Source organism: Stenoxybacter acetivorans DSM 19021, assembly GCF_000745895.1.
In the GTDB taxonomy this organism is placed as follows: Bacteria; Pseudomonadota; Gammaproteobacteria; order Burkholderiales; family Neisseriaceae; genus Stenoxybacter; species Stenoxybacter acetivorans.
Map to the genome: position 1 here is coordinate 1 of NZ_JQKE01000022.1, position 26,774 is coordinate 26,774.

At 46.6% G+C, this 26,774-nt stretch carries 27 protein-coding genes; 21 read left to right on the plus strand and 6 right to left on the minus strand.

What is annotated here, in order from left to right:
• Positions 1-545: 545 nt before the first annotated feature.
• From radC to tsaE, 4 genes are all read right to left on the minus strand, one after another.
• On the minus strand, positions 546-1,229 hold the full coding sequence (gene radC / locus Q384_RS03915; RefSeq protein ID WP_037586094.1) for a RadC family protein: 684 nt from the start codon (positions 1,227-1,229) through the stop codon (positions 546-548).
• A gap of 375 nt (positions 1,230-1,604) precedes the next feature.
• Complete coding sequence (locus tag Q384_RS03920) at positions 1,605-1,814, minus strand: heavy-metal-associated domain-containing protein (protein ID WP_037586095.1); 210 nt, start codon at positions 1,812-1,814, stop codon at positions 1,605-1,607.
• A gap of 52 nt (positions 1,815-1,866) precedes the next feature.
• Positions 1,867-3,183, minus strand: coding sequence for an N-acetylmuramoyl-L-alanine amidase (locus tag Q384_RS03925; protein WP_037586096.1), 1,317 nt, complete (start codon positions 3,181-3,183; stop codon positions 1,867-1,869).
• A complete protein-coding gene (tsaE, locus tag Q384_RS03930) occupies positions 3,180-3,680 on the minus strand; it encodes a tRNA (adenosine(37)-N6)-threonylcarbamoyltransferase complex ATPase subunit type 1 TsaE (protein WP_084224387.1) in 501 nt (166 codons plus the stop codon). The genes Q384_RS03925 and tsaE overlap by 4 nt, the downstream gene beginning before the upstream one ends.
• Positions 3,681-3,890: 210 nt before the next feature.
• Here tsaE and murI point away from each other — a divergent pair, with 210 nt between their 5' ends.
• The 21 genes from murI (at position 3,891) to Q384_RS04035 (ending at position 21,734) form a co-directional block, all read left to right on the plus strand.
• Positions 3,891-4,703: a glutamate racemase gene (gene murI, locus Q384_RS03935; RefSeq protein WP_037586097.1), complete on the plus strand. Its 813-nt coding sequence runs from the start codon at positions 3,891-3,893 to the stop codon at positions 4,701-4,703.
• Positions 4,704-4,727: 24 nt separating this feature from the next.
• Complete coding sequence (gene purN, locus Q384_RS03940) at positions 4,728-5,369, plus strand: phosphoribosylglycinamide formyltransferase (protein WP_037586098.1); 642 nt, start codon at positions 4,728-4,730, stop codon at positions 5,367-5,369.
• Between the two features lie 53 nt (positions 5,370-5,422).
• Positions 5,423-5,890 (plus strand): acyl-CoA thioesterase, encoded by a 468-nt coding sequence (locus Q384_RS03945; protein WP_051940435.1) that lies wholly within the window; start codon positions 5,423-5,425, stop codon positions 5,888-5,890.
• Between the two features lie 105 nt (positions 5,891-5,995).
• Entirely contained in the window at positions 5,996-6,334 is a 339-nt protein-coding gene (locus tag Q384_RS03950; protein WP_037586100.1) for a phosphoribosyl-ATP diphosphatase, read from the plus strand.
• Between the two features lie 30 nt (positions 6,335-6,364).
• Complete coding sequence (locus Q384_RS03955) at positions 6,365-7,153, plus strand: NYN domain-containing protein (protein ID WP_037586102.1); 789 nt, start codon at positions 6,365-6,367, stop codon at positions 7,151-7,153.
• A 211-nt stretch (positions 7,154-7,364) separates the two neighbouring features.
• Positions 7,365-7,571: a Sec-independent protein translocase subunit TatA gene (gene tatA / locus Q384_RS03960; RefSeq protein WP_037586103.1), complete on the plus strand. Its 207-nt coding sequence runs from the start codon at positions 7,365-7,367 to the stop codon at positions 7,569-7,571.
• Positions 7,572-7,576: 5 nt separating this feature from the next.
• A complete protein-coding gene (tatB, locus tag Q384_RS03965) occupies positions 7,577-8,065 on the plus strand; it encodes a Sec-independent protein translocase protein TatB (RefSeq protein WP_037586104.1) in 489 nt (162 codons plus the stop codon).
• Positions 8,066-8,074: 9 nt separating this feature from the next.
• On the plus strand, positions 8,075-8,815 hold the full coding sequence (gene tatC, locus Q384_RS03970; protein WP_037586105.1) for a twin-arginine translocase subunit TatC: 741 nt from the start codon (positions 8,075-8,077) through the stop codon (positions 8,813-8,815).
• Between the two features lie 11 nt (positions 8,816-8,826).
• Positions 8,827-10,305: a 4-hydroxy-3-polyprenylbenzoate decarboxylase gene (gene ubiD / locus Q384_RS03975; RefSeq protein WP_037586133.1), complete on the plus strand. Its 1,479-nt coding sequence runs from the start codon at positions 8,827-8,829 to the stop codon at positions 10,303-10,305.
• A 68-nt stretch (positions 10,306-10,373) separates the two neighbouring features.
• Positions 10,374-10,871, plus strand: a complete 498-nt coding sequence (locus Q384_RS03980) for a TIGR00645 family protein (protein ID WP_037586106.1) — start codon at positions 10,374-10,376, stop codon at positions 10,869-10,871.
• Positions 10,872-10,877: 6 nt separating this feature from the next.
• Positions 10,878-11,672, plus strand: a complete 795-nt coding sequence (locus tag Q384_RS03985; RefSeq protein WP_037586108.1) for a thymidylate synthase — start codon at positions 10,878-10,880, stop codon at positions 11,670-11,672.
• A 90-nt stretch (positions 11,673-11,762) separates the two neighbouring features.
• Positions 11,763-12,293 (plus strand): dihydrofolate reductase, encoded by a 531-nt coding sequence (locus Q384_RS03990; protein WP_084224383.1) that lies wholly within the window; start codon positions 11,763-11,765, stop codon positions 12,291-12,293.
• 204 nt (positions 12,294-12,497) lie between these two features.
• Positions 12,498-12,944, plus strand: a complete 447-nt coding sequence (locus tag Q384_RS03995) for an acyl-CoA thioesterase (RefSeq protein ID WP_037586110.1) — start codon at positions 12,498-12,500, stop codon at positions 12,942-12,944.
• Between the two features lies 1 nt (position 12,945).
• On the plus strand, positions 12,946-13,404 hold the full coding sequence (gene pyrI, locus Q384_RS04000) for an aspartate carbamoyltransferase regulatory subunit (protein WP_037586113.1): 459 nt from the start codon (positions 12,946-12,948) through the stop codon (positions 13,402-13,404).
• A 167-nt stretch (positions 13,405-13,571) separates the two neighbouring features.
• A complete protein-coding gene (gene ccoS, locus Q384_RS04005; RefSeq protein ID WP_037586135.1) occupies positions 13,572-13,784 on the plus strand; it encodes a cbb3-type cytochrome oxidase assembly protein CcoS in 213 nt (70 codons plus the stop codon).
• Complete coding sequence (locus Q384_RS04010) at positions 13,781-15,109, plus strand: MFS transporter (protein WP_051940421.1); 1,329 nt, start codon at positions 13,781-13,783, stop codon at positions 15,107-15,109. The genes ccoS and Q384_RS04010 overlap by 4 nt, the downstream gene beginning before the upstream one ends.
• A 372-nt stretch (positions 15,110-15,481) precedes the next feature.
• A complete protein-coding gene (gene nrdB / locus Q384_RS04015; RefSeq protein WP_156956443.1) occupies positions 15,482-16,615 on the plus strand; it encodes a class Ia ribonucleoside-diphosphate reductase subunit beta in 1,134 nt (377 codons plus the stop codon).
• Between the two features lie 15 nt (positions 16,616-16,630).
• Complete coding sequence (gene yfaE, locus Q384_RS04020) at positions 16,631-16,924, plus strand: class I ribonucleotide reductase maintenance protein YfaE (protein ID WP_037586117.1); 294 nt, start codon at positions 16,631-16,633, stop codon at positions 16,922-16,924.
• A 234-nt stretch (positions 16,925-17,158) separates the two neighbouring features.
• Positions 17,159-18,232, plus strand: a complete 1,074-nt coding sequence (locus Q384_RS04025; protein WP_051940423.1) for a lysophospholipid acyltransferase family protein — start codon at positions 17,159-17,161, stop codon at positions 18,230-18,232.
• Positions 18,223-19,113, plus strand: a complete 891-nt coding sequence (locus Q384_RS04030; protein ID WP_084224384.1) for a phosphatase PAP2 family protein — start codon at positions 18,223-18,225, stop codon at positions 19,111-19,113. Before Q384_RS04025 ends, Q384_RS04030 begins: the two co-directional genes overlap by 10 nt.
• Before the next feature lie 77 nt (positions 19,114-19,190).
• Positions 19,191-21,734: a PEP/pyruvate-binding domain-containing protein gene (locus Q384_RS04035; protein ID WP_051940427.1), complete on the plus strand. Its 2,544-nt coding sequence runs from the start codon at positions 19,191-19,193 to the stop codon at positions 21,732-21,734.
• A 234-nt stretch (positions 21,735-21,968) separates the two neighbouring features.
• On the opposite strand, the gene Q384_RS04040 is transcribed toward Q384_RS04035, so the two are convergent.
• Both Q384_RS04040 and Q384_RS04045 read right to left on the minus strand, forming a co-directional pair.
• Positions 21,969-24,848: a type III restriction-modification system endonuclease gene (locus Q384_RS04040; protein ID WP_051940429.1), complete on the minus strand. Its 2,880-nt coding sequence runs from the start codon at positions 24,846-24,848 to the stop codon at positions 21,969-21,971.
• 41 nt (positions 24,849-24,889) lie between these two features.
• Positions 24,890-26,770, minus strand: coding sequence for a site-specific DNA-methyltransferase (locus tag Q384_RS04045; RefSeq protein WP_051940431.1), 1,881 nt, complete (start codon positions 26,768-26,770; stop codon positions 24,890-24,892).
• Between the last annotated feature and the right edge of the window lie 4 nt (positions 26,771-26,774).

Below are 26,774 nucleotides of genomic sequence, written 5' to 3' on the forward strand. Positions count from 1 at the left end.
GTTCATGTGTATTTCCTTCCCTGTTCTGAAAACGCATACGCTTTGCCGCAGTCATTCGCTTAAAATGCCGCTGACCCGGTATGTTGATTTGTTTGTTGTTGAAACTGTTTGCGCTTTCACCACAAAACACAACAATAAATAACATTTACTCTAATCGCTTTGTCGGTGATTTTCTTTGATGTAGGACAAATTAAGTGTACTTTGATTTTAATTTTACACCTTGAAGATCGAATTAAAAAAAACCGTGCCGCCCAAAGCCATTTATCCAAACGCATAGTGTTGTTATGCGTTTGTGCCTGTCATTAATTTTTGTCGTTAAATTGATTGAATACGCAATATTATAGCTAAAACACTATTCTCCACATATAGATACGACTTTTTATTCTGGTTTCTGTCATGTAAACATGCAAGGCTTGATTGTTTCGGATTGCTGCGTTTTGCTGGACTCAGTATAAATCATTTTGCCGTCTGAGATTATTTTAAAGAAACCCCGCCGATTATTTGGCAGGATTTCCGATTGGCTTGCCGAACCGCAATCCGACTTTTTACTCCGCTTTCAGGCAGCCTGATTGTGCCATGGAAACCGCGTTGTCTTTGGTAACAATAAAATGATCCAAAAGACGAATATCCAGTAAATTCAAAGCCTTTTGCAAACGGTGTGTAAATGCAATGTCTTCGGCAGAAGGCACGGCGTGTCCGCCCGGGTGATTGTGTGCCACGATAACGGCGGCGGCGTGCTGCCTTAGTGCCAATGCGGCAATTTCGCGCACATACACTGTGTTGGCATTGACTGTACCGCGCGTTAATTCTTCCGTATGCAGCAATTGGTTTTGCTGGTTTAACAGCAAAGCCAAGCTTACTTCCACTTTTTCGTGTCCGATACGCAAACGCAAATAATCCGCCACCGTTTTAGGGCGGTTAAAAATCGGGGTTTGCGTTATTTCTTCCGACAACAACCGCTTGCCAATTTCGCGCACCACCGCAAATTGGGTAAAACTCGCCATGCCCATGCCCTTGCAAGCACACAATGCTGCCGAATCTGCTTGGAATAAAGCACTTAACCCGCCGAAATGGCTGAGTAAATCCCGCGCCAGTGCCACTGCGCTGCAACCTTGGATACCGGTGCGCAATAAAATTGCCAGTAATTCTGCATCGCTCAATGACGATGCACCCAATGTCAATAATTTTTCACGCGGCCGCTCGCTCGTTGGCCAGTCTTTGATGCTCATTACGCACCTTTCAGATTGGAATAACAGCGGCAACCAAAACAACAAAAGCGAGCTTTCCCAATCACTCGCTTTCATTTCGTTCAACCATTTTAAACAACGATTTAAACAGCAAATTACCGCGTTACGTACCGCTTTTCGCGATAACAATTGATGCGTTATCAGTCTTTTCAGGCTGCCTGAAAAACTGTGTCTGTCGTAAATATAGCTGTACTATTATTTTTTCAAAAAAGAAAACATAGCCTATTCACAGATTTCAGATAATTAGCCGTAATTTTTCTGGCTAGTCGTTTTGAAAAATTTAATAGTTTAGCTATAAGCAAGCTGCGGCAAATCGTGTTTTACCGAAATGGCCTCAGCTGCGTTTTGTTAAATCAATCAAGCCGATGCGTCAAAACCCGCGTCTTCCACGGCATTGACCAAAACCGACACATTGGTTTGGGCTTCATCAAAAACAATGTCGGCGCGCTCTGCTGCCAAATCCACAGCGGCACTCTGTACGCCGTTTACTGCTTCAAGAACACGGACTACGGTTTTGGCGCAGCCTTGGCAAGTCATGCCGCTGATATTTAAACTAATGTTTTTCATAATGATTATTCCAATTTTGTTTGGTATTGTGTTAATGGGTATTCATGCGTGATTACGAACGAGCCAATACCGCGGTGGCAAGATAGGTTTTCACTCCGGAAACGATTGACAACGCGGTTTGTTGGCGAAATTGGGTGCTGCCCAAAAGTTTTTCTTCGGTGGGGTTGGAAATAAATGCCGTTTCCACCAATATCGAAGGAATGTCGGGGGCTTTCAAAACCGCAAAATTCGCTTGGTTCACAGTGTTGTTGTGCAGTTTATTGATTTTACCCAACGCGTTCAATACGCCTTTGCCGAGCTTTAAGCTGTCGTTTACCGTAGCGGTTTGCGTCAAATCAAATAATGTATTATTAACGTGTTTGTCAGCGGAATAACTCACGCCGCCGATTAAATCGGCGTTGTTTTGGGTTTGTGCCAAATATTTGGCGGCGGCATTGGTTGCGCCTTTTTGGCTGATGGCGTAAACGCCTGTGCCGCGTGCGGCAGGATTGGTGAATGCGTCGGCGTGAATTGAAATAAAGACATCGGCTTTCAATTTACGTGCTTTGGCAACACGCACTCCCAAGGGAATAAACACGTCTTCGTTGCGGGTTAAATAGGTTTTATAGCCCAATTCATCCAAACGTTTCTTGGTTTCACGGGCAATTGCCAACACCACGTCTTTTTCACGCAAACCGGAAGGTCCAATCGCGCCCGGGTCTTCGCCGCCGTGCCCGGGGTCAAGCACAATAATCGGTTTGCGGTAAAAATTTTTCGGGCTGATAAAAACAGGCGTGTCTTCCGGTATTTCAGGCGGAGCGGGGCGAACGGGCGGTGTGGGTGCTTGGGCAACGGTGGTTTTATCGGTGATTTTACTGGTGCCGTCGCTGTTGATTTTGCCTCGGTTGTAGTCTTGCAGCAAAGCCATTAAAGGGTCGGCTTCTTCTTGCTGCGTTGCGCTCGGGTAAAGGTCAATCACCAAGCGGTTTTTGAAATCGGCAACGGGCTTGAGCGCGAATACCTGCGGATTGACACTGGCTTTCAAATCCATCACCACACGCACTGTGTTTTCGTTGAATTGTCCGATGCGCACGCTACCGATATAGGGGTCAAACGGCAATACTTTTTGCGGCAGACTTTGCAAAACCGTATTGATACCAATGCCCTGTAAATCCAAAACCAATCTGCCCGGATTGGTTAAAGCAAAATATTTGTATTCAATGGGCAGGTCTGATTCCAGCGTTAAACGTGTGTAAGCATTTGCCGGCCAAATCCGCACCGCCGTTACGTCTGCGGCAGCAGCCGTATTCGCCCGCAAAAACGGCGATAAGCCCAACAACAGGCTGCCTGAAGAAAATTTCAACAAAGCCCTGCGGCTGATTGTTTTCATACAACATCTCCCCCGATATTGTTCGGCAGTGCAGTCAGACAATTTTGCCCCGCCGGCGTTTGGGCATCAAAGTGCAGCAAGCGGCCGTTTTCATGGTGGGTGAATTGAATCAATACATCGGCATCAGGAACATAATCGCCGCCCAATTTCGCCCATTCAATAAAATTCAGCGCGTGTTCGGTGAATAAATCATCTAAGCCCGCATCTTGCCATTCTTCCGGGCTTTGGAAACGGTATAAATCAAAATGATTTACTGCCGTTTCAGGCAGCCGATACGTTTCCACCAGCGTATAGGTTGGGCTTTTCACTGCGCCTGTATAGCCCAAACCGCGCAGAATACCGCGCACAAATGTGGTTTTACCCGCACCCAAATCGCCGTTTAAACACACCAGCAAGGGTGCCTGCAAGTGCGCTGCCCACGCGCTACCGAATGCCGAAAGAGCCGCTTCATCGGGCAGAAAAAATGCGTGTTTATCGTGTTCATGCAGTGCAGCCATAGCAAGCCATTGAGTGCGCCGATTAAGGCATTTGGTAAATTTTTTTAGTTTTAACACGAAAAAAACCAAACGACAATAGCAAAACGGTGTATCGCCGAACACATTCGGCTACAATACCCGCCTTTATCTGCTTGCCTGAAACGGATAAATGTGTTTTTCAGGCAGCCTTTACTCATACGAAATCCCATCTATAATTGGCGTGTGAACACAATGAATGCCTTGCAACAAAAACCGATAGGCGTATTCGATTCGGGCGTGGGCGGTTTAACCGTGGTGCGCGCCTTAATGGAACGTTTACCCAATGAAAACATCATTTACTTCGGCGATACCGCGCGCGTGCCGTATGGCGTGAAATCGCGCCACACCATCGAAACCTACACCGAACAAATTGTGTCGTTTTTATTGGAACACGATGTCAAAGCCTTGGTGATTGCCTGCAACACCATTGCCGCCGTTGCCGGACAAAAAGTACGTCAAATGGCAGGCGCGATGCCAGTGCTGGACGTTATCAGTGCGGGGGCAACCGCCGCATTGGCAGTAACCCGCAATCAAAGCATCGGCGTTATGGCAACGTCCACAACCGTAAACAGTAACGCCTACGCCCGCGCCATTCACGCCCAAAATCCGCAGGCACGGATTTTATCGCAAGCCTGCCCTCTGCTTGTGCCGCTGGTGGAAGAAGGCTGGCTGGATCACGAAGTAACCCGCTTAACGGTGCGCGAATACCTCAAACCTTTATTGGCGGAAGACGGCGTGGACACCTTGGTTTTGGGCTGTACCCATTATCCTTTGCTCAAGCCGCTGCTCAAACAAGAAGCCCCGCGTGTTACTCTGGTTGATTCAGCCATTACCACCGCCGAAGCCGCCGCCCGCGCCTTAGATGCCGCCAATTTGCGCAATCCGAACACCACAGGCGCAGACTACCGTTTTTATGTAAGCGACATTCCCTTGCGCTTTCAAACCATCGGCGAGCGTTTTTTGGGACGCAGTTTAGAGCAATTGGAAATGGTATCGCTGGGCTAAAGGACAAAAAAACAGGGCAGCAATATGAAAAAAATCGTTATTTTAATTTCAGGACGCGGCAGCAATATGCAAGCGGTTGTCAACGCCGATATTGCGGGCGCGGAAATTGCCGCTGTTATCAGCAACCAACCTGATGCGGCGGGTTTGGCGTGGGCAGCGGAACGCGGATTGACAACGGCGACGGTGAATCACCGTGATTATGCCAATCGCGAAGCATTTGATGCGGCATTGATGCGGGTGATAGACGCGCATCAACCCGATTTGGTGTTGCTGGCGGGTTTTATGCGGGTTTTAACCGCTGATTTTTGCCGCCATTACCAAAACCGTTTAATCAATATTCACCCCTCACTGCTGCCCGCGTTTACCGGCTTACACACCCACCAACGCGCCATAGATGCCGGCTGCCGCATTGCCGGCTGCACCGTACATTTTGTTACCGCCGAACTGGATTGCGGTCCCATCATCGCACAAGCCGCCGTACCGATATTGGACGGCGACACCGCAGACACCTTGGCGGCACGGGTATTGACAGCAGAACATCAAATATTGCCGCAAGCGGTGGCTGATTTTGTTTCAGGTAGCCTGAAAATTGACGGCAGCCGTGTGTTGAATCACCGCAGCAGTCAAATCCACAATATCGGCAATACAACCGTATTGTCGGTGTGAATAAATATCAATAAAATCAGCAGACACAATAAAATCAAATGAAAGCACATCAAATGCGCGAAGACCATACCATTCAAAAAGCCGACCAACATCAATTATCCATGTCGGTGTTGATGACTCCCTCTATGGCGAATTTCAACGGCAATGTTCACGGCGGCGATTTATTGAAACTACTTGATCAAGTGGCTTATGCTTGTGCCAGCCGCTATTCGGGCGAATACGTGGTTACTTTATCGGTGGACAAAGTAACCTTCAAAGAAGCCATTCATGTGGGTGAAATGGTTACTTTCTGGGCATCGGTGAATTATGTCGGCAGAACTTCTATGGAAGTCGGCATTCGCGTGGAAGCACAGAATATTCAGCGGCGCAGTATCCGTCACACCAACAGTTGCTATTTCACCATGGTGGCGGTGGATCAACACGGCAAACCGGTACCGGTGCAACCCTTGTGCTTGGCAACCGATGAACAGCGGGTGCGCTTTGAAGCCGCTGAAAAACGCCGTGCCGAACGTTTAAGATAGCCTTAGGCATCACTCGGATAAAAGTCATCCGAAAGTCACTTATTTGTCATGAATTTGACTTACAATACATCAGTTTCAGCTCGCCGAACCGATTCGGAAAACAACATGGAAATTCAAAATTTATCTTCAGATTCAATATTATTGCAATTGGCTGAGGTGATGGAAACCCGCCGCCTTGCTGCACCGAGTGAATCGTATGTGTCGCAGCTTTTGCATGCGGGGCAAGACAAAATTTTGAAAAAAGTCATTGAAGAAGCGGGCGAAGTATTAATGGCATCAAAAGACGGAGACAACAGCCATCTGGTGAAAGAAATTGCCGATCTGTGGTTTCACACACTGGTTTTACTCACGCATCACGGCTTGCGCCCTGAAGACGTGCTGGCGGAATTACGGCAACGGCAAAATAGATCAGGGCTGGCTGAAAAAGCAGCACGGCAAAACTGATTTTAATTACTCCAATTAAAGAATACATCAATGGCTTCTACACAAATTTCTATATCTGAGGATAAAACTGCAAAACTAGCTATTTTGATTGACGCTGATAATGCATCTGCTCAAAACATGGAAAATATCTTGCAGGAAATTACCAAATTTGGCGAAGCAACAGTTAAACGAATTTATGGAAATTTTGTGGGCGGTGGTAGCAATTGGAAAAATGTAATAAACCGTTTTGCCATTAAACCCATGCAGCAATTTGCTTACACAACAGGCAAGAACGCTACTGATAGTTTTTTGATTATTGATGCAATGGATTTATTGTATAAAAACCTATTTGACGGTTTTTGTATTGTTTCCAGCGACAGCGATTTTACTGCATTAGCCATTCGGTTAAGAGAAGAAGGTAAAATAGTTTATGGTTTTGGCAAAAAACAAACACCGGAATCATTCAGGAATGCGTGTACTCAATTTATTTATGTGGAAAATCTGATTGAAATTCCGCAAACTCAAGTAACAGGACATAACACCGAACAAGAAAAATCAAATATCGAGCAAAAAACTGAAGAATCTTTATCTACAGAACTATCTACATTGCCCACAGAAATCATCAGGAAAATATTTGAGCAGCAAGATGATGAATGGATTACAGCTGCTGTTTTAGGTCAGCAATGGAAATTACTGAAAACAGATTTTGATGCACGCTCATATGGGTATAAAAATCTTACCGACTTAATTAAACAGAATCCAAATATATTTGATATTAAAGAAATTACAAATTCTAGCAATACTTACACAAATTTATATACCAAATTAAAAATAAAATAAAGTAGGTAACCTGAAAGCATTTTGTGACAAAATTGAAATCATTTTATAAATGAAGGCTCAATAATCACGATTTTTCTCTATATCTATATTTACAACAGTACCATATTTTGTCATACAGTAATCAGAATATAACAGTTGCAACATTCAGCTGTTTTGGAGTAAAACAGAAGTATTAAACGTTTTTATTATTCATTTTATTTAGGAAATCATAATGGGCGGTTTTTCAATATGGCATTGGGCATTGGTTTTGTTGATTGTGGTTTTGGTGTTCGGCACCAAAAAATTACGCAACGTCGGCAAGGATTTGGGCGGTGCGGTGCATGACTTCAAACAAGGCTTAAACGAAAGCGGCAACGCGGAAAAAGCCGCCAATGATGTGATTGAACATCAAAATCAAGACAACAACAAACCCGTTTAAACACCATGTTTGACTTGGGTTTCAGCGAGTTAATGCTGATTGCGGTGATTGCGCTGGTGGTGTTGGGTCCGGAGCGTTTGCCGAAAGTGGCACGCGCTGCCGGTTTGTGGGTAGGGCGTGTTCAGCGTTTTGTCAGCCATGTCAAAACCGAATTGAGTACACAATCGGGTGTGGCAGAATTCAAAGATGTCCGCGATTCGGTGGCACAAACCGCCCGTGCATGGCAGCACGATTGGCAGCAGCACGCACAAGAATTACAGCAAGGCTTGGATATGCGCCCGGCTTGGGAGCGTTTGCCGCCACAGCGAACGCCGGAAGACTTTCAGGCAGCCGATGATCATTCGACCAACCCGCTGCCTTTATCCATACCATATTCCCCGCCGATACACAGCGTGTCTTTGCGCCGCCAATCCATTCAGCGCAAGCGCGATGTACGCCCGCGCCGTCAAATCACCCCAAAATTACGCGCTCGCCGCCATTCTTCCAACCATTGATGTTAAACCATGTCTGAACACTCTGCCGAGCCGCAAACCTTAATTACTCATTTGCTGGAACTGCGCCGCCGCTTGGTGTGGGTGGCGGCTGTTCTGTTGTTGTGTTTTTTTGCTTTAGTACCGTTTGCGCAAAACCTCTATACCTTTGTCGCACAGCCTTTAATGGCAAACCTGCCTGCGGGCAGTCATATGATTGCCACCGATGTGATTGCGCCGTTTTTTGTGCCCATTAAAGTAACGCTGATGGCAGCATTTTTACTCACCCTGCCGCACACGCTGTATCAGATTTGGGCATTTATCGCACCCGGCTTATACCGCCATGAAAAACGCTTGATTTTCCCGTTGGTGCTGTCCAGTTTTGTGTTGTTTATCGTTGGCATGGCATTCGCTTATTTTTTGGTGTTTCCGGTGATATTCAAATTCTTGGCGGGCGTTACCCCCGATGGCGTGAACATGGCAACCGATATTGATAAATATTTATCATTTATCTTGGGCATGTTCGTGGCATTTGGCATCACGTTTGAAGTGCCTGTGGTGGTGATTTTGCTCAACAGTGCCGGCATCATCAGCATTGAACAGCTGAAAAGCGCGCGCCCTTATGTGATTGTGGCGGCGTTTGTGATTGCCGCCGTGGTAACGCCGCCCGATGTGATTTCGCAAACGCTGCTGGCAGTGCCGCTGATTGTGCTGTATGAATTGGGCATTGTGCTGTGCCGTTTATGGGGCAAGCCAAAAACAGAAACGGAATAACAGTGAGCAAAATAAAATACCAAGATTTGCGTGAATTCATGGCGCAGCTGGAAAACCAAGGCAAACTCAAACGCATCAGCCACCCCGTATCCCCGTATTTGGAAATCACTGAAATTGCCGACCGTGTATTGCATACGGCAGGACCGGCTTTGTTGTTTGAAAATCCAATCAATAGCCACAATCAACCTTATGCGTATCCCGTGCTGGCAAATTTGTTCGGCACACCCGAACGCGTGGCAATGGGTATGGGCGCACAGGGAATAGAAGAATTGCGCACCATCGGGCAGACACTCGCCTATTTAAAAGAACCCGAGCCGCCCAAAGGCATTAAAGACGCATTTGAAAAGCTGCCGCTGTTAAAAGATTTGTGGCGCATGACCCCGCATGTCGTCAAACACGCGCCTTGCCAAAAAATCATATTAATCGGCGATGAAGTTGATTTGTATCAACTGCCGATTCAGCATTGCTGGCAGGGCGATGTCGCACCGCTCATTACTTGGGGTTTAACCGTAACGCGCGGACCGCACCAAAAACGCCAAAATTTGGGTATTTACCGCCAACAATTACTCGGTAAAAACAAACTCATTATGCGCTGGCTGGCACATCGCGGCGGTGCGCTGGATTTTCAAGCACACAAACGGCTGTATCCCAATACGCCTTATCCTGTTGCCGTGGTTTTGGGCTGCGACCCAGCCACCTTGCTCGGCGCAGTTACCCCCATACCCGATGCCCTCAGTGAATACCAATTTGCGGGTTTATTGCGCGGCGCACGCACGGAATTGGTGAAATGTATCGGCAATGATCTGCATGTTCCCGCGCGTGCTGAAATCGTATTGGAAGGTGTGATTCACCCCAATGAAACCGCGCTCGAAGGTCCTTACGGCGATCACACCGGCTACTACAATGAGCAAGATTACTTTCCCGTATTCACCGTTGAACGCATCACCATGCGTGAAAATCCGATTTACCACAGCACCTACACCGGCAAACCGCCCGATGAACCCGCTGTGCTCGGGGTGGCATTAAACGAGGTATTTGTGCCGCTGCTGCAAAAACAATTCCCTGAAATCATGGATTTTTATTTGCCACCTGAAGGGTGTTCCTACCGCATGGCGGTGGTGAGCATCAAAAAACAATACGCGGGGCATGCCAAGCGGGTCATGATGGGCTGCTGGAGTTTTTTGCGGCAATTCATGTACACCAAATTTATTATCGTGGTTGATGACGACATCAATGTTCGTGATTGGAAAGACGTAATCTGGGCGATTACCACCCGCATGGACCCGGTTCGCGATACCACGCTGATTGACCACACCCCAATTGATTACTTGGATTTTGCCAGCCCTGTCAGCGGCTTGGGCGGTAAAATGGGCTTAGATGCCACCCATAAATGGCAAGGGGAAACCACACGTGAATGGGGCCGCGTGATTACGCATGACGCAGGAACATCGGCAAAAGTAGATGCCATGTGGGCAGATTTGGGTTTGTGAGTAAACAGCAGCCAATACCGCCGATAAATACCAAAAATATAAAAACACAACAACTTTGAAAGCACAGCATGAAAAACACCGAAAAATTCTTTGAAAATATTTTATACACTGCCCGCTGGTTACTTGCCCCCGTGTATTTTGGCTTGTCTTTGGCACTTTTGATGCTCACCCTCAAATTCTTTCAGGAGGTGTGGCATGTATTGCCGCATATTTTTGAAACCAGCGAGGCCGATTTGGTGTTGCTGATACTGAGTTTGGTGGATTTGTCTTTGGTCGGCGGTTTGCTGGTAATGATGATGCTTTCGGGCTATGAAAATTTTGTGTCTACACTCAATATCCATGAAGGCAGGGAAAAACTGGACTGGCTGGGTACGATGGACGCAGGCTCCCTGAAATTGAAAGTGGCTTCGTCTATTGTTGCCATCTCATCAATTCATTTGCTGCGCGTGTTTATGGAATTACGCGGTATTGAAGACGATAAATTGATGTGGTATGTATTGATACACTTAACTTTCGTTTTATCCGCCTTTGCCATGGGTTATCTGGATAAAATCACCAAACACTAGGAAATTATGCAAGCCTATCTTAATTTAATGCGTCATGTGCTGGACAACGGCACAGACAAAGCCGACCGCACCGGTACGGGTACGCGCTCGGTGTTTGGTTATCAAATGCGGTTTAATCTTGCCGACGGCTTTCCTCTGCTCACCACCAAAAAACTGCATTTGCGCTCCATTATTTATGAATTGCTGTGGTTTTTGCGCGGCGACACCAATATTCGCTATTTGCAAGAACACAATGTCCGCATTTGGGACGAATGGGCGGATACAAACGGCGATTTGGGCCCTGTTTATGGTTATCAATGGCGCAGCTGGCCTGCACCAAACGGTGAACACATCGATCAAATAACCAAGCTGCTTGAACAAATCCGCCAAAACCCCGACAGCCGCCGTTTAATCGTATCCGCTTGGAATCCCGCGCTGGTGGACAACATGGCATTGCCGCCGTGCCATGCTATGTTTCAGTTTTATGTTGCCGACAATCGGTTGTCATGCCAGCTCTATCAGCGCAGTGCCGATATTTTCTTGGGTGTGCCGTTTAATATCGCCAGCTATGCTTTATTAACCATGATGGTGGCGCAGGTGTGCGGCTTGCAGGCGGGTGAGTTTATTCATACTTTCGGCGATGCGCATTTATACAGCAATCATTTTGAACAAGCGCGGCTGCAATTAACGCGCACCCCGAAAAGGCTGCCTGAAATGCGAATAAACCCAAACATACATGATTTATTTGCCTTTGATTTTAACGACTTTGAATTAATCGGCTATGAGCCTGACCCGCATATTAAGGCGGCGGTCGCGGTGTAAACACAGTGGCACAGAGAGATAAAAAGTAGCGGTTTAGGGGTAAAAAATGCGACAATGCGCGGCATTGCCATACACTAAAAGTTTTTGATTATGAAAAAGCAAAAACTCACCTTAATTGCCGCTGTTGCCAAGAATAATCACATCGGCATCAACAATCTTATGCCTTGGCATATTCCTGCAGATTTTAAATTTTTTAAGGAATACACTTGGGAAAAGCCTGTGATAATGGGGCGAAAAACGTGGGATTCATTGCAACGAAAACCCCTGCCCGGACGGCGCAATATTGTTATTACTCGGCAAACAAATTTACAAAAAAACGGCGCGGAATTTGTCGGCAGCCTGAAAGAGGCGTTGGATCTGCTCTCAAGCGGTAATTATGAAGAAATCATTATTATGGGCGGCGGGCAGGTTTATGCCGATGCCATGCCGCTGGCAACCGATTTACAAATCACGCATGTGGATTTGGACGTACCGAGCGACACGCAATTTCCTGAAATCAAACGTGATGAGTGGCAAGAAATCGAAGCAGAAACCAAATCGGTACATGCCGACACAACCATTAACGGCAAAAAAAGAAGCGTGGAAATTCGATTTACCCATTACAAACGACGCATTGATTGACTGATAAAAATGGGCAATGTTTGGGTATTTGGGTGATACATTGCTTGGAAATTTTTCGGTTTTTTGGATTTTTTCGAGTTTCCTTGTATCACCATTCCGTATCCCTGACACAATGAAAAGAAGAAAACCAGCCGATGATTTTGTAAAACACGCAATGGTATCAATCCATTTTCTCTTTATTATTAAACATCTGAAGCCAACGCCATGAGTCGCATTCGCATCGACTTGCCCGAACACTTCTTGTTCAGCACCTCAATCACCGTACAAATCGGCGACATTAACTACGGCAATCATCTTGCCAACGATGCGGTTTTGCGCCTGTGCCACGAAGCGCGTATGCGCTGGCTGCAATCCATGAATTTCAGTGAATTAAACGCAGGCGGTGTGGGGCTGATTATGGCAGACGCCGCGATTAAATACCAAGCACAGGCCTTTCATGGCGACATATTGCGTTTGGATTTGGGCATTGCCGATAAAAGCAGTTCCGGTTTTGCCTTGATTTACCGCATCAGCCGCACCAAAGACCAGACCAATATCGCATTGGCAAAAATCGGTATGGTATTTTTCGACTACGCCGCTCAGCGCGTGAGTAAAATTCCCGCCGCTTTCCTGAGTGCGGTTGATGCCGCCGTCAAAAATAAGGAAATTTGAAATGGACACCCAAAAACTGAGTGTAGAAGCCATTAAAAACGGCACGGTAATCGACCACATTCCTGCCGGTCTGGGCTTGGCCATTTTGCGCCAATTTAAATTATTGCAATATGGCAGTGCCGTTACCGTGGGTTTTCATCTGCCCAGCAAGCGCGGTAAACGCAAAGACATCATCAAAATTGACGGTGTTCATTTGGACGATGATGCCGCCAACCGTTTGGCGGTATTTGCGCCCAACGCCACGGTAAACGATATTGATAATTTTGCTGTGGTCAATAAACGTACCCTCAGGCTGCCTGAAAGCATCAGTGAAGTATTTCGCTGCCCCAACAGCAATTGCGCCAGCCACAGCGAACCTGTAAAAAGTTTTTTCAGCCTGCGCAGCATCGGTGAGCAAACCAAATTTAAATGCCGTTATTGCGAAAAAACATTTGGGCGCGATGCCGTGATTGAGGCGTAATCAAACAGCATGAGTTTGTTTATTCATTTGACCTTTTGATATTGCTCTGATTTTATTGCTGTTGAGGCGGCATCGATTCTTTGATAGTCCGCCGCAAGAACGGTTACGCTGAAAACACCTTGCATCACGTAAAAAATAAACCGCCGCACTGTGAAAGTTACCCAAACATGGAAAGTATTTACATACTGATACCCGTCAGCATTATTTTGGTATTTGTGATTGGTTATTTTTTTTGGTGGTCGGGCAAAAGCGGGCAATTTGACGATTTAACCGGACCCGCACACCGTATTTTATTAGATGACGATTCCGTAACGGATTTGGTGGAAAACAAAGAAACAAAAGACGGCTCTGCGTTAAACACACAGGATAAGACACCATGAAGCAACCCGATTACCTCCCGCGTGACGGACAGTTTGCGTTTGCGCCCACACGGCGATTCGCACCGTTGTTTGCCACACAGTTTTTGGGGGCGTTCAACGACAACTTATTTAAAACCGCGCTGTTTGTGTTAATCAGCTTTTATGGTTTGGGCAAAAATGAGTGGCTGCCGGCAAGTCAAATGCTCAACTTGGGTGCGATGCTGTTTATTTTGCCTTACTTTCTGTTTTCTGCCGTTTCCGGACAGCTCAGTACCAAATACGATAAAGCCAAATTAGCGCGTGTGATAAAACTCATGGAAGTGGGTATCATGCTGCTGGCGGTATGGGGGCTTTTTCTGCAATCCGCATCAATGTTACTGGCTTGTTTGTTTTTACTGGGCTTGCAATCCACATTGTTTGGTCCGCTGAAATACGCCGTTTTGCCCGATTACTTAAACAGCAGAGAATTGATTTCCGGCAACAGCTTGATTGAGGGCGGTACTTTTTTGGCGATTTTGCTGGGGCAAATTCTCGGTACGATTCTTGCGGGCGCGGATAAAAGCTGGTTAATCGGTTCGGTGCTGGCAGTAGCCATTTTGGGACAAATCAGCAGCTTTTTGATGCCGAGTGTGCCTGCTAAAATGCCGCAATTATCGGTTGATGCCAACATCATTCGTAGCACCAAACAATTATTGACGCAGGCTTTGAAGCAAAAAGAATTGCTCACCGCCATTATCGGTATTTCATGGTTTTGGTTTATCGGCGCGGTTTACACCACACAACTGCCCACGTTTACCCGTTTAAATCTGGGCGGCAATGAGGGCGTCTTTAATCTGATGCTGGCTTTGTTCTCAATCGGCATTGGCACGGGCTCAATATTGTGTGCCAAAATAAGCCATGAAAAACTGCATCTGGGGCTGGTTGTTCCCGGCACAATCGGCATCACGTTTTTTGGTTTGCTGCTGGTGTGGCTGACGCATGGTCAGCATTACGATACAGTCAGCAATGTTACTGCCTTTTTAAGCCGTGCCAATGCGTATCCGGTGATGTTGTGCATCGCGTTTCTGGGCTTCTTCGGCGGCTTTTTTTCAGTACCGCTTTATACGTGGCTGCAAACCGCCAGCAGCGATGAATTTCGGGCGCAAGCCATTGCCGCCAACAATATTATCAATGGATTATTTATGGTGGCAGCGGCGATTATCAGCGCGGTGCTGATTTGGCTGTTCAACAGCATTACTTTGCTGTATTTGGTGGTGGCGGTGGGCAATTTAGCGGTATTAACTTATTTATTGCTGACTGCACCCAAAATTTGGCAAGACGCCAAAACACCGTTTCAACGGCGTTAACAAATACAGCCGAATAAGTAAAAATCCATCATTTCAGCATGGGTTTTAATATTTAACATTATGTTTTCAAATGGTTATTATGATTACAACCTATTCTAAATAATGAAAAATAAAGTTATTTAACCATAGATTACCCGTATTACCCGTTTGACGGATAGCGCGTGCGGTCAGCAGGTTTTATGATGACCGTCCTGATACACACAGGCTGCCTGAAAACCGTTTCAGGCAGCCTGTGTGTGATGCAAAATCCATTCAATTTTAAATACATACACATCGATTGCACCGCACAATGTATTTAAAATCAACTTTGATTGCATTGATTATTTACCTCAAATTTTATTGGAAATTACCATGTCTTGCGAACACCTCACCATGACATACAGCACGTTTTGTAAAACACCCAATGATGCGTTGGCTGAACCGATGTTTTTTGGTCAGCCCGTCAATGTGGCACGTTATGATCAGCAAAAATACGAAATTTTTGAAAAACTGATTGAAAAACAGCTGTCGTTTTTTTGGCGGCCTGAAGAAATCGATGTATCGCGGGACCGCATTGATTACGCCAATCTGCCCGAACACGAAAAACACATTTTTATCAGTAATTTAAAATACCAAACCTTATTGGATTCCATTCAAGGGCGCAGCCCCAACGTTGGCTTTTTGCCGTTGGTGTCCATTCCCGAATTGGAAACATGGGTAGAGACATGGGCGTTTTCCGAAACCATACACTCACGCAGCTATACCCACATTATCCGCAATATTGTGAATGATCCTGCCGTTGTGTTTGACGATATTGTCCAAAACGAATACATCTTGGCGCGTGCCGAAGACATTGCCTGTTATTACGATGACTTAATCGAATACACCCAGTATTACAACTTGCTGGGTGAGGGCAAACACAGCATCAACGGCAAACCCGTCCACATCAGCTTGCGCGAATTGAAAAAGAAACTGTATTTGTGTTTAATGAGCGTGAATGTATTGGAAGCCATTCGTTTTTATGTATCGTTTGCCTGCTCTTTTGCTTTTGCCGAGCGCGAACTCATGGAAGGCAACGCCAAAATCATCAAACTCATTGCCCGCGATGAAGCCTTGCACTTAACCGGCACGCAACACATGCTGAATTTAATGCGCAGCGGTGCGGACGATCCCGAAATGGCAGAAGTGGCAGCAGAGGCAGAACAAGAATGCTATGAACTCTTTAAGCGGGCTGCCGAGCAAGAAAAAGAATGGGCTGCTTATTTATTTAAAGACGGTTCAATGATTGGCTTAAATAAAGACATCTTGGCACAGTATGTTGAATACATCACCAATTTGCGCATGCAAGCAGTGGGTTTGCCTTCACCGTTCGCCCTCATCAAACAAAATCCCATTCCGTGGATTAACACTTGGCTGTCTTCAGACAACGTTCAGGTAGCACCGCAGGAAGTGGAAATCAGCTCCTACCTCATCGGGCAAATTGATGCAGAATTAAACAACGAAGATTTAAATGATTTTGAATTGTGATTCGGCTGATTTGGCATGAAACGCATCAATACCCGCGGCAAAAGTTTTATTTTAGAACCCAACGAAACTTTACTGGAAGCCTTGGAACGCACCGGTCATGACGTGGAATACCAATGCAAGAGCGGCTACTGCGGCGCATGCCGCCTGAAAATACTTTCAGGCAGCGTGTCCTATGCCAATACGCCGCTGGCATTTATTCAATCCGATGAAATTCTGCCCTGCTGCTGCCAAGCGCAAACCGATATCACCTTGGATTGTCGCTTGCGCCAAACCGAATCGGCAAAATCAGCGGATTTATTTACTGAATAAAAATGAAACACTGTTGAGGCAATGTATCCATTTAACACCAAGCACGTAAACACTGAATAAATCAAACCGGCACTGCTTCGGCTTTTTTTAAAGCCATGATCGTGTTGTTTCCGCCTGCTTTATTCCAAATACCAATGCCGCATTACCGCCAATATTTGTCTTGCTTTAAATGACCGCTGCGGTAACAATATTTGAAATTTCAGGCTGCCTGAAAATCATTTAAAGTTATCCGTCATGAAGCCAATTGCCGCCAAACCCGCACCCACTGTTTCTATTGACTCCATTCCGCTGCGTTTGCCTTTATGGCATCGTTTGGTAATGGCGGCAATTCGTACCGTATATTTCCGACACGTAACCTTAGCCAGTACCCTGCCCGCACCGGAAGCGGGTAAACCGCGTTTATGGCTCATCAGCCACCGCAATGGTGCTTTGGATGCTTGTATCGTATTGGCATTTTGCCCCAATGCACAATTTTTGGTGTCAATGCAGCTGCTGCGCAATCCCTTTTTACGCGCACTCTTCAGCGGTATTCCCGTAGTGCGGGAAAAAGACCGCCAACGCTATGGCATGAACCGCAGCGACATTGCCGATCCGATTGCGTTGTCGTGCCAACACATGCAGCGCGGCGGAGAATTGGCAATCTTCCCCGAAGGAAGCAGCGAATGGGGGCACAAACCGCAGGCGTATCATTCAGGCAGTGCGCGGATTGTGCGCCGATTATTGGAAAGCGGCATCACGCCGCAAGTCATACCGCTGGGTTTGTTTTACCGTGCGCCCGACAAATTCCGTGCCGATGCGGAAATATTGGCAGGTGCGGCTGTGGATTTGCCGCCGCGTCTGCCCGATGAAACCGCACGCCAATGGGAAAACCGTTTACAAGCCGCTATGGTTTCCGCGCTGGACGCCGTATCGGTTAATTGCGCCGATAAAGCCACTTTTGAACAAGTAGAACGTTTGGCAGGGGCAGACAACACTTCTTCCTATGCGCAAGCCTTTGTGTATTGGCAAAACCATGCTGCACATTCTCCTTTGCCTGCCGCGCCCCCTTTGCGGCACGCACATTCTCTTTGGTGGGCAATACCGTTTATGGCGGTGTTTTGCATTTTGTTTGCACCCGTATTATTGGCATCGTGGTTTGCAGGCAAACAAGCCGACGGCAAAAATACAGTGAGTTTCTTTCGTGTATTGGGCGGTCTGGCGGCTTTACTTCTGTATTTACCCTTTTTACTGGCTGCATTTTACTGCGCACCGCTGCCAATCGGCATTGCTGCCATATTGGCATATTTGGGGTGGAAATTATGGCAATGAATTTGGCATTTGCTCAACTTGAGCGGCGGGTATTTTGGCTGTCTGCTGTTTTGATTTGCGCGATTGCGGCAGCAGGCGCGTTTGCCGCGTGGCACGGTACTGATGTTTTGCTTCAAATCAACAGCGTTTTGGCACTGGTGTTTTGCCTGTGGCTGGTGTGGGCTGTGTTACAGCGCGAGCGTTACCTGTTTTGGCGCGGCTGCCTGATATTCTGGGGCTTCTGGCTGGTGTTTCCTTTATTTAAATCCATCAACCAATTTTGGATAAGCCGCAGATTTGATGCTGAATTGCTGATATTGGATCGTGCGTTATGGGGCGGTTTGAGTCTGCCTGAATACGCCATGCGGCTCGAACATTTTGTATTGTCTGAAATCGTGAGCTTGGGCTATGCACTGTTTTACAGCGTAGTGATATTACCTGTACTTTGGTTTACCTACAAACGCAAAAGCGGCACGGCGCGGCGTTTTTTTCTGGGTTTGGCCTTGATGTATCTGATTGGTTTTTCCGGCTATTTATTGATACCTGCCGGCGGACCGTTTGCCGCGTTTCCGGAAATTTTTCCCTATCCTCCAGCGGGCGGAGTAATTACGCATGCTTTGGTTGATGTGGTGGCACAAGGCATTACCGGCATGGACGTATTTCCCAGCTTACACGGCGGCGTGAGTTTATATGTGCTGGGCTTTTTTGTTATCAGTGCGATTTTGCAGCGTAATTGGGCTTATTGGTGGGCATCATTGCTGCTGCTGATTGTGTGCATACCTTTACTGGCGGCAACCGTGTATTTGCGCTATCACTACGGCATTGATTTATTGGCAGGCACGGCTTTGGCGGCAGCAGTTTTGTGGTTTATTTATCGGCCGCATTACCGCTTAAAGCAGTAAAAAAACATGGGAAAGCGCATTTAAACGCTGCGCAGCAAACCTTCACGGTTAAACAAGTCCTTCACAAGGAGAAATTGATGACTATCGAACACACCGACAATTGGGTATTGCCGTTTCACGCCGCTGAAGCCGCTGAGTTGCGCTTAAGCGGCGGCAAAGGGGCAAATTTAGCACGTTCAGCACAATTATTGCCTGTTCCCGAGGGCGTAATTGTTTCCAGCCGTGCTTACCATGCTTTTATCACACCCATTCAAGAAGAAATACGCCGTATTCTGACCCAGTTTTCAGGCAGCCACGCCGCGCAAAGCGAGCAACTGGCTGCCTTAATTTTGCGCACACCTTTGCCAAATGGTCTGGAACAAGCCATTGAAAAAGCGTTAATTGCCGCTGATTTGCAAACGGCACGTTTGGCGGTGCGTTCATCGGGCACACTGGAAGATCTGCCGGGTGCGGCATTTGCCGGACAGCACGATACCTTTCTCGGCATCACGGGTATTGATGCGGTATTAGATGCTGTGCGCCGCTGTTACGCATCTTTATGGAATGAACGGGTATTGCCTTACCGAGAACGTTTACAGGTATCGCATTTTGATGCGTCGATGGCAGTGGTGTTACAGCGCATGGTTGCGGTTCGTGAAAACGAAGCGGCGGGTGTGGCGTTTTCCATTGACCCCGTGCGCGGGCAATTGAGTGAGGTATTGATTGATGCCGCTTTCGGCTTGGGTGAAAGCGTGGTCGGCGGGGAAGCGGCGGTTGATGAATTTCGTGTACACCGAGATGATTTAAACATCTCCGAACGCGTCATTGCCCACAAAAGCGAAGCCATTGTTTCTTTATCAGCAGACGGCAGCCAAGGGACACGCACCATACCATTGCCGCCTGATTTGCAAGACACCCCCGCGCTGACCGACACACAAATCCGGCAAGTGGCACACTTGGCATTGGCAGCCGAGCAATACTGCGGCTTCCCGCAAGATATTGAATGGGCATTCAGCAACAATACCTTGTATTTGCTGCAAACCCGCCCGATTACGCGTATTCCGCCGCATTTTACCCGTGATGAATCTGCCGAACGCTTTCCCAATGCAGTTACACCCATGACGTGGGAATTGGTGGAAGAAGGTTTTCATGCTTCTTTAAATCACTCATTCGCACTGATGGGCTTACCGCCGTTCGGCGATAAATGGTTTGCCATGAAAGACTATTATATTTACGGCAACCAAAATGCAGTGCAGCTCTACGGCGGACGTTTGCCGGCAGGGCTGGGCGACAGCATCGCATCGCTGGCAGACAATCTGCCGAAGCTGGCGGCACAATACGCATGGGTGCAAAACCTGCCCATCTTGTGGATGCGCGATTTAGACACTTATTTAATCGGCATCGGCACTTTAATGCACGAACCCCTTGATGACAAAACCTTGCCGCAGCTGTGGGATTATGTCTTGCGGGTACGTGATTTGGGGCGCGATTATTTTCTGCCCAATATCGCCATTTCGCTCACACAGCGCAGCCTGTATGTTTTACTCAATCGCTTGCTGCGTTTGGTATTGCGCGACGATGCCGCCGCACAACAATTATTTGATACATTATTGGCACAAGTGGATACCAAAACCGCGCAAGTAAACGATGAATTGCGGGAATTGGCGCGAATGATGCGTGCCGATAGCACTTTATTTACCCAAGTACAAAATTTGGACGGCCGTGGTATTTTGGCAATTTTGCCGAAATTTCCCACTTTTGAACGTGAATTCACCGTGTTTTTACAACGGCATGGGCATCGTGAATTGGATTTCGATGCCTATTGTCCAACGTGGATTGATGCGCCCCACACCGTATTAGACCAAATCAAAGCCTTGCTGCAGCACATCGGCAGCACAGAAAACGAAGCACGCGATCCCAATGCGCCGCGCAAAATCGCAGCGGCAGAAGCCGAATTGCAGCTGCTGGCACAAATTCCCGAAAATCTGCGTTACGCCGTGCGTGAGATTATTCGTATGGCACGGGTCTATACCGAATTAGATGATTTGGAACACTACCAAACCACACGCCTCACCTTACCATTCCGCCGCGCTTTGTCGGCACTTGGCAATAAGCTCTTGGCGAAAGGTATTTTAGACGCACCCGATGATGTCTATTTTTGCCCGGCTTCAGTCATGGTAGCCGCTTTGCAGCAGAACGATCTCAGCCAAATTCGCGCCACTGTTTATCAACACAAAGCCGCCTACGAGCAAGCCAAAAACAACGCGCCAACATGGATTTACGGCGAAGCAGATACGCTGTCGGAATCAGCAGAAATTTTAACCGGTTTAGGCGGCAGTGCCGGCGTAACAGAAGGTGAAACTTTCGTGATACACAGCCCTGACGATTTTGCACATTTTCCCAGAAATGCCGTATTGGTCGCACGCACCACCAATCCCGCTTGGACACCGCTGTTCTACCAAGCCATTGCGGTTATCACCGAAAGCGGCGGCCCCTTGTCGCACGGCGCAGTAACCGCCCGCGAGTTGGGCTTACCCGCTGTTATGGGTGTCCGCCACGCCTGCACACTGCTGCCCAACGGCACCAAAGTGCGTGTAAACGGCAGCGCGGGAACGGTGGCAATCGTTGAAGCAGTGAAGTAATCTTTTTTGCAGTTTGCTTGATACGCCTGTTTCATCAATTTTCGGATTGGAAAAAACGGCTTGAACCCCAATAAACACATGGTTTTCAAGCTGTTTTTCGGTTAAATTACTGCGGTTATTTTTACACCGAAATAAATGTCAAACAGGATCAAAACTGAACCGCCGTTGTGGTGCAGAATTGAACTGCTTCAAGAACGGTTTTTAATGACTCTATTTTTATTTTGATGGAAAGTGTCAATAATCCTGCTGATCCTTCATTAATTTTCCCAGTTCAAACTGCAATTCATCTACTGTTTTCACTTCACACCACCGAATATTTTTCCCGATTTCAGCAAATAATTTCTGCTGTGCCGCCACCGCAATTTTATCGGAATCACGTTTATTGTCAGATTTAACTTCCACCACCAAATGCAAGCTGATTTCATCGCCTTTGCCCACTGCATAGACAAAATCGGGGCTGGTACTGCCGCCCACATACAGCGGTACTTGAATGCTTTTTTTCGGCAGTTTGCCATACACCCGCACTTGTGTATCGGGTTTGTATTTCAAAATAGCGTATTCAGGCTCACTGTCGTATGCCGCTTTATCATATAAATATTTTTCAGCATCAATATCAACATCATGAGCTAATTTTGTGCCCACCAAACCTTGCGCCAACTCGGTTTCAAATTCACCGTTGGCTTTGAAAATACTGGTTTGGGCAGTAAAATTCAGTGGCTGATAATCAAAGTGCTGAGCAAAAGTTTCGCGGAACTCGTTTTGAAACGCCTGCAACAGCCGTGCCAAACTTTGCGGGTTAAAGCATTCCGATTTTATGTTTTTACCGTGCATTGCCTCGGCAATCGCCTGATGCCACAGCACAATCGGCACATGGCTGGCTTGGTTTAAGCCTTGCAAAAATTCGCCGTACGGCAGAGGGCGGGTGGACATGGTAATGGCTTGGGTGCTGATTTTTAAGCCCACCGCATGATTATCTTGGTCTTGTACGGTGCGGCTTTCGTGCAATTCGGCGGCGGGCATTTGCCAAATCGCCTCATTTTTCAGAGCTGTGCGCAATATCGCCAGCCACACACTTTCAGGCAGCCTGTTAAACCGCAATAAATAACGGCGGCTCACCTGTTGCCACAAATCACGGATTTTGGCGAAATTGGCTTGATTGAGTTTTAACATCGGTTTTTGAGGCAAACCATCACCGATGATTTTGCCGATCCCCAGTTTGTCGGCTTCAGGCAATTCAGTAAGCAAGGCTTCGCGGTTTAAGACTTTATCGTGTTCGTCAATGATTTCTTCCAGCAATAATTTCGCTTTTGCCTTAGCGGCAGTAGCGGCAAAACCTGCTGACACCAATTTTGCCAACAAAACATCATCTATTTGCCAATCATCACCGCACCGCAACAAGGCTTCGCTATTGATTTCCCCCACCAATCGCTTAGCAAAATCGCTTTCTGAAAAATCCACCAAGTAATGCAGATAAAATTCTTCATCGGCAACCCGATTGCCGTATTCATCAAAAGGCAAACGCAAGCCGCGCCCCACTTCTTGCAGTTTGCGAATATCCGAACCGCTGGAACGCAGTTTACCGATCACAAACACATTCGGATTGTCCCAACCCTCGCACAGCGTCCATTTGGAAAAGAAAAAGCGGCAAATATTCCATTTTCCTTGTGCTGTTTTAAAGGTGAGCGATTGTTCCTTATCGCGCAACACCTTATCCACTTCATCTTGAATGGCATCATCACCTTTTTTCTGATTGTCTTCAGCAAAATAGCCAGCCATACAGCCATCTAAATTCGCCAAAGAAGCCTGCAAAAATGCGTAATATTCACCGTTTGTGGTGGCAATTTCCGTTTCCAGCTTGTTTTTTAACAAACGGCTGAACAATTGCCGCAACCACGCATTTTCAGAATCGCGAAACGAAGCCACGCTGTCAATAAAAAACAGTGAATTGGTTTTGATGCGGGCGGCGGGGTGTCCGTTTTTAATGCGGTGAAACAAAGCGCGTTCTCGTTCAAAATGCTTGTCCAACGCCTGCTGTAACATCGCTTCTTGGTAACTCACGGCAAAAATTTGCGGATACAGGCTGATGCCTTTGCTCAAAACAATACCATTGGATAAACACACCTGTTTATCCGTGATGTCCAACACCACATCGCCGAAATCCGCATCTAATTCGGATAAGCATTCCCCAATCGGTAATTCTTGTTTACGTGCGCCGTTACTGAAGCGCACCGCCTTAAACTGATTTCCCGTTTTAACAATCTCATCAACCGTATATTTCGGCAAATCATTCAGGCTGCCTGAAAGCGCAGGCAAAGCCGGATAACTCACTGCCACACCTTTCACCAAACTTTGATTAAACGCCTGCACCGCCCCCAATTCATACACCAAATCCCCGTAATCAATGCGGCTGATTTTTGCCTTACCTTTGCCCTCTATTATTTCAGGAAAAGTCGCCCCCAGCCGAATAATCATCTGCGGCTGTAAGGTTTGAATATTTTGCCACGCCTTGCCGTCGCGTTTGAATTTGTGCGGCTCATCAATAATCACAATCGGGCGGATGTTTTTCAAAGCGGTTTGCGGGCAGGTAAGATTGCCCAATAAAGTACTGTCGTAATCATCGGCACGCATAGATGTTGAACCCAACATACCGTCATTCAGCAACAGGGCAAACACCGTATTCTGTTCAGCGGCATTGCCGTCGGCAAAACCGCGCAAAGCATTGGGAATCTGCTTTTTCTTGCCCTTTTTTACCTGAAAATCACCGGCATTGATAACGCCCAATTGAATACTTTGATTATTAAACTCACGCCGAAAATGCTGCCGCCAATCATCAGACAAAATCGACTGCTTCGCGCCTTCTTTAATCGCAATACTCGGCACCAACAGCACAAACTTAAATAAGCCGAAACGTTGTTTTAATTCGTGCATCAGGCGGGTGTAAACATAGGTTTTACCCGTTCCCGTTTCCATTTTGACATCAATGGTCTGCGCCGAATCGCCTTGCCATATTGGATTGGCATAGGCTTTTGCATCGGCTTGAAAAGAAGCGGCGGCAATATGGTTGCATACCGTGTTAATGGCATCGATTTGGTATTCTAAGCGGTCGATTTTCATGGGAATTATCTTTTTTAATGACAAAGGCAAACACAATATGTTTAATACCGCTTTAATAAATGCACATTCCCTTGTAAATTGGTTTTCACATTGGTTTCCAATTCGCGCATGGCTTCCGCACCGAAAGAATAGGGGTAAACCACAAGGGTGTTTACCGCCAATTGATGCGAACCAATGCGATTAAGCAAATCGAGCAAGGCTTCGCTGTGAAAATCGGCAGCAAGCAAATACAGGGTTTGGCTTTCGGGCAGGTAATGGGCAAGATAAGGTTTTTGCCCTTCGGCAGGGCTTTCAGGCAGCCTGATGATTTGCGGCTTGATGTCAAAACCGTTGCCGTCTTCGATTAACCAAGTTTGCAATAACACCGCTTCACCCGAAGCCTGCCAATCTTTGGCGGCAAAATGGTGCAAGATGTTTTGATCAAATAAATCAGGGCGAAATGCTTCAAAGGTTTGAATGCTTTCCAAAGCCTGAACAGCAGGTTCACGGCAGATAAAATGTTGAAAACCGCCGTCCCAGTGCTCAGGCAGCTTGTCGGCAAAATCGGTGCGGATTTTGACAGCGGCTTTGTGAATGCGTGTACGCGCAATTTGATCTATAGTCTGAAAACCCGCTTTACGCGCTTCGCTGTCGGGCGGGGTTTGTTCTGCCCATTGCGCCAGCATAAAACGGCGATTGCCGCCGTCTTCAGCATTGAGTTGCATCACGGCATGAGCAGTAGTGGCGGAACCTGCGAAAAAATCAAGGATAAGGTCGTTGTCATTATGGTTACAGGTAAATTGAATGAGTTTTTTGATAAAACTCATGGGTTTGGGGAATGTAAAAGCAATATCACCAAATAATTCATTTAATTCTTTCGTAGCTACCTGATTCATGTATTCGTTACCAATAAAAAATAATGAATCAACAAGATTATTTTCACTTCGTAGTTCTGATAGGTATTTCTTAATAATAAATCCACGCTGACCTGATTTTATCTCACGTCTGAAAACTACTTTGCCACTTTCTACCCATTCATTAAAAGTAGATTGAGCAAACGCCCAATATCTGCCTTTAGGTGGTAAATCAATTGTTCCTGTATAAGGATTTTTGATTTCAAACCGTGCATTATCACTACCGCTACGGGCGCTTGGGTCAGTGATAACCCAAGCACCCGCAGCATCATTGTCTGGGTTTTTATAATTGGACGTATCTTTGATTTCTCCTTTTAATAAAATCTGTAGCTTATCTTTTGCGTACACCAATATAAACTCATGTTGATAATTCAAACCATTTTTGGCATCGTTAGTCTGGGATTTTGTTTTTCTGATTATGTCTCCGACAAAATTCCCCTCCCCAAACACTTCATCCATTAACAACTTTAACTGCGCTTGCTCATTATCATCAATTGACACAAAAATCACGCCGTCATCGCGCAATAATTGCCGAGCCAATTTCAGGCGCGGATACATAAATGCCAGCCACGCCGAATGCGAACTTCTGCCTTGCAGGCTTTTTAAGCGTTGGATTTCGGCATCGTCATACTGCAAACGTGTTTTTAATACGTCATCAGAAAATTCAAATTTATCGTGGTAAACAAATTCTTTGCCGGTGTTGTAGGGTGGGTCGATGTAAATCATCTTCACTTTGCCCGTATAGGCATTTTGCAAATGCCGCAATACTTCCAGATTGTCGCCGGTGATAAATACATTATCACTTTTGGCATTTTCAGATTCTTGATTGTGTACCACATCGGGAATCAGCACGCTTTGCGCCGCCATGCTGCTTTGCAATCGTGCATAGTCTTTGCCGACAAAATCCAAACGATAACCGTCGCGGGCTTCTTGAAGATGATTTTTTTGAATGGCATCGGTGAATGCGTCCAGCAAAAATTCACCGTTTTTATTGAAAAACTGCGGCAACGCGGCTTTCAGGGAATCCAAAAGC

Bases quoted from the DNA above. Each gene is read 5' to 3' on its own strand.
- murI (WP_037586097.1), top strand. From the start codon at position 3,891: ATGAATGCCTTGCAACAAAAACCGATAGGCGTATTCGATTCGGGCGTG.
- Q384_RS04030 (WP_084224384.1), top strand. From the start codon at position 18,223: ATGGCAATGAATTTGGCATTTGCTCAACTTGAGCGGCGGGTATTTTGG.
- nrdB (WP_156956443.1), top strand. From the start codon at position 15,482: ATGACATACAGCACGTTTTGTAAAACACCCAATGATGCGTTGGCTGAA.
- Q384_RS03955 (WP_037586102.1), top strand. From the start codon at position 6,365: ATGGCTTCTACACAAATTTCTATATCTGAGGATAAAACTGCAAAACTA.
- tatB (WP_037586104.1), top strand. From the start codon at position 7,577: ATGTTTGACTTGGGTTTCAGCGAGTTAATGCTGATTGCGGTGATTGCG.
- Q384_RS03990 (WP_084224383.1), top strand. From the start codon at position 11,763: ATGAAAAAGCAAAAACTCACCTTAATTGCCGCTGTTGCCAAGAATAAT.
- Q384_RS03920 (WP_037586095.1), bottom strand. From the start codon at position 1,814: ATGAAAAACATTAGTTTAAATATCAGCGGCATGACTTGCCAAGGCTGC.
- Q384_RS04040 (WP_051940429.1), bottom strand. From the start codon at position 24,848: ATGAAAATCGACCGCTTAGAATACCAAATCGATGCCATTAACACGGTA.
- Q384_RS03950 (WP_037586100.1), top strand. From the start codon at position 5,996: ATGGAAATTCAAAATTTATCTTCAGATTCAATATTATTGCAATTGGCT.
- Q384_RS04035 (WP_051940427.1), top strand. From the start codon at position 19,191: ATGACTATCGAACACACCGACAATTGGGTATTGCCGTTTCACGCCGCT.
- tatC (WP_037586105.1), top strand. From the start codon at position 8,075: ATGTCTGAACACTCTGCCGAGCCGCAAACCTTAATTACTCATTTGCTG.
- Q384_RS03925 (WP_037586096.1), bottom strand. From the start codon at position 3,183: ATGAAAACAATCAGCCGCAGGGCTTTGTTGAAATTTTCTTCAGGCAGC.
- tatA (WP_037586103.1), top strand. From the start codon at position 7,365: ATGGGCGGTTTTTCAATATGGCATTGGGCATTGGTTTTGTTGATTGTG.
- Q384_RS04025 (WP_051940423.1), top strand. From the start codon at position 17,159: ATGAAGCCAATTGCCGCCAAACCCGCACCCACTGTTTCTATTGACTCC.
- ccoS (WP_037586135.1), top strand. From the start codon at position 13,572: ATGGAAAGTATTTACATACTGATACCCGTCAGCATTATTTTGGTATTT.
- purN (WP_037586098.1), top strand. From the start codon at position 4,728: ATGAAAAAAATCGTTATTTTAATTTCAGGACGCGGCAGCAATATGCAA.
- yfaE (WP_037586117.1), top strand. From the start codon at position 16,631: ATGAAACGCATCAATACCCGCGGCAAAAGTTTTATTTTAGAACCCAAC.
- Q384_RS04010 (WP_051940421.1), top strand. From the start codon at position 13,781: ATGAAGCAACCCGATTACCTCCCGCGTGACGGACAGTTTGCGTTTGCG.
- pyrI (WP_037586113.1), top strand. From the start codon at position 12,946: ATGGACACCCAAAAACTGAGTGTAGAAGCCATTAAAAACGGCACGGTA.
- radC (WP_037586094.1), bottom strand. From the start codon at position 1,229: ATGAGCATCAAAGACTGGCCAACGAGCGAGCGGCCGCGTGAAAAATTA.
- Q384_RS03945 (WP_051940435.1), top strand. From the start codon at position 5,423: ATGCGCGAAGACCATACCATTCAAAAAGCCGACCAACATCAATTATCC.
- Q384_RS03995 (WP_037586110.1), top strand. From the start codon at position 12,498: ATGAGTCGCATTCGCATCGACTTGCCCGAACACTTCTTGTTCAGCACC.
- Q384_RS03985 (WP_037586108.1), top strand. From the start codon at position 10,878: ATGCAAGCCTATCTTAATTTAATGCGTCATGTGCTGGACAACGGCACA.
- Q384_RS03980 (WP_037586106.1), top strand. From the start codon at position 10,374: ATGAAAAACACCGAAAAATTCTTTGAAAATATTTTATACACTGCCCGC.
- tsaE (WP_084224387.1), bottom strand. From the start codon at position 3,680: ATGGCTGCACTGCATGAACACGATAAACACGCATTTTTTCTGCCCGAT.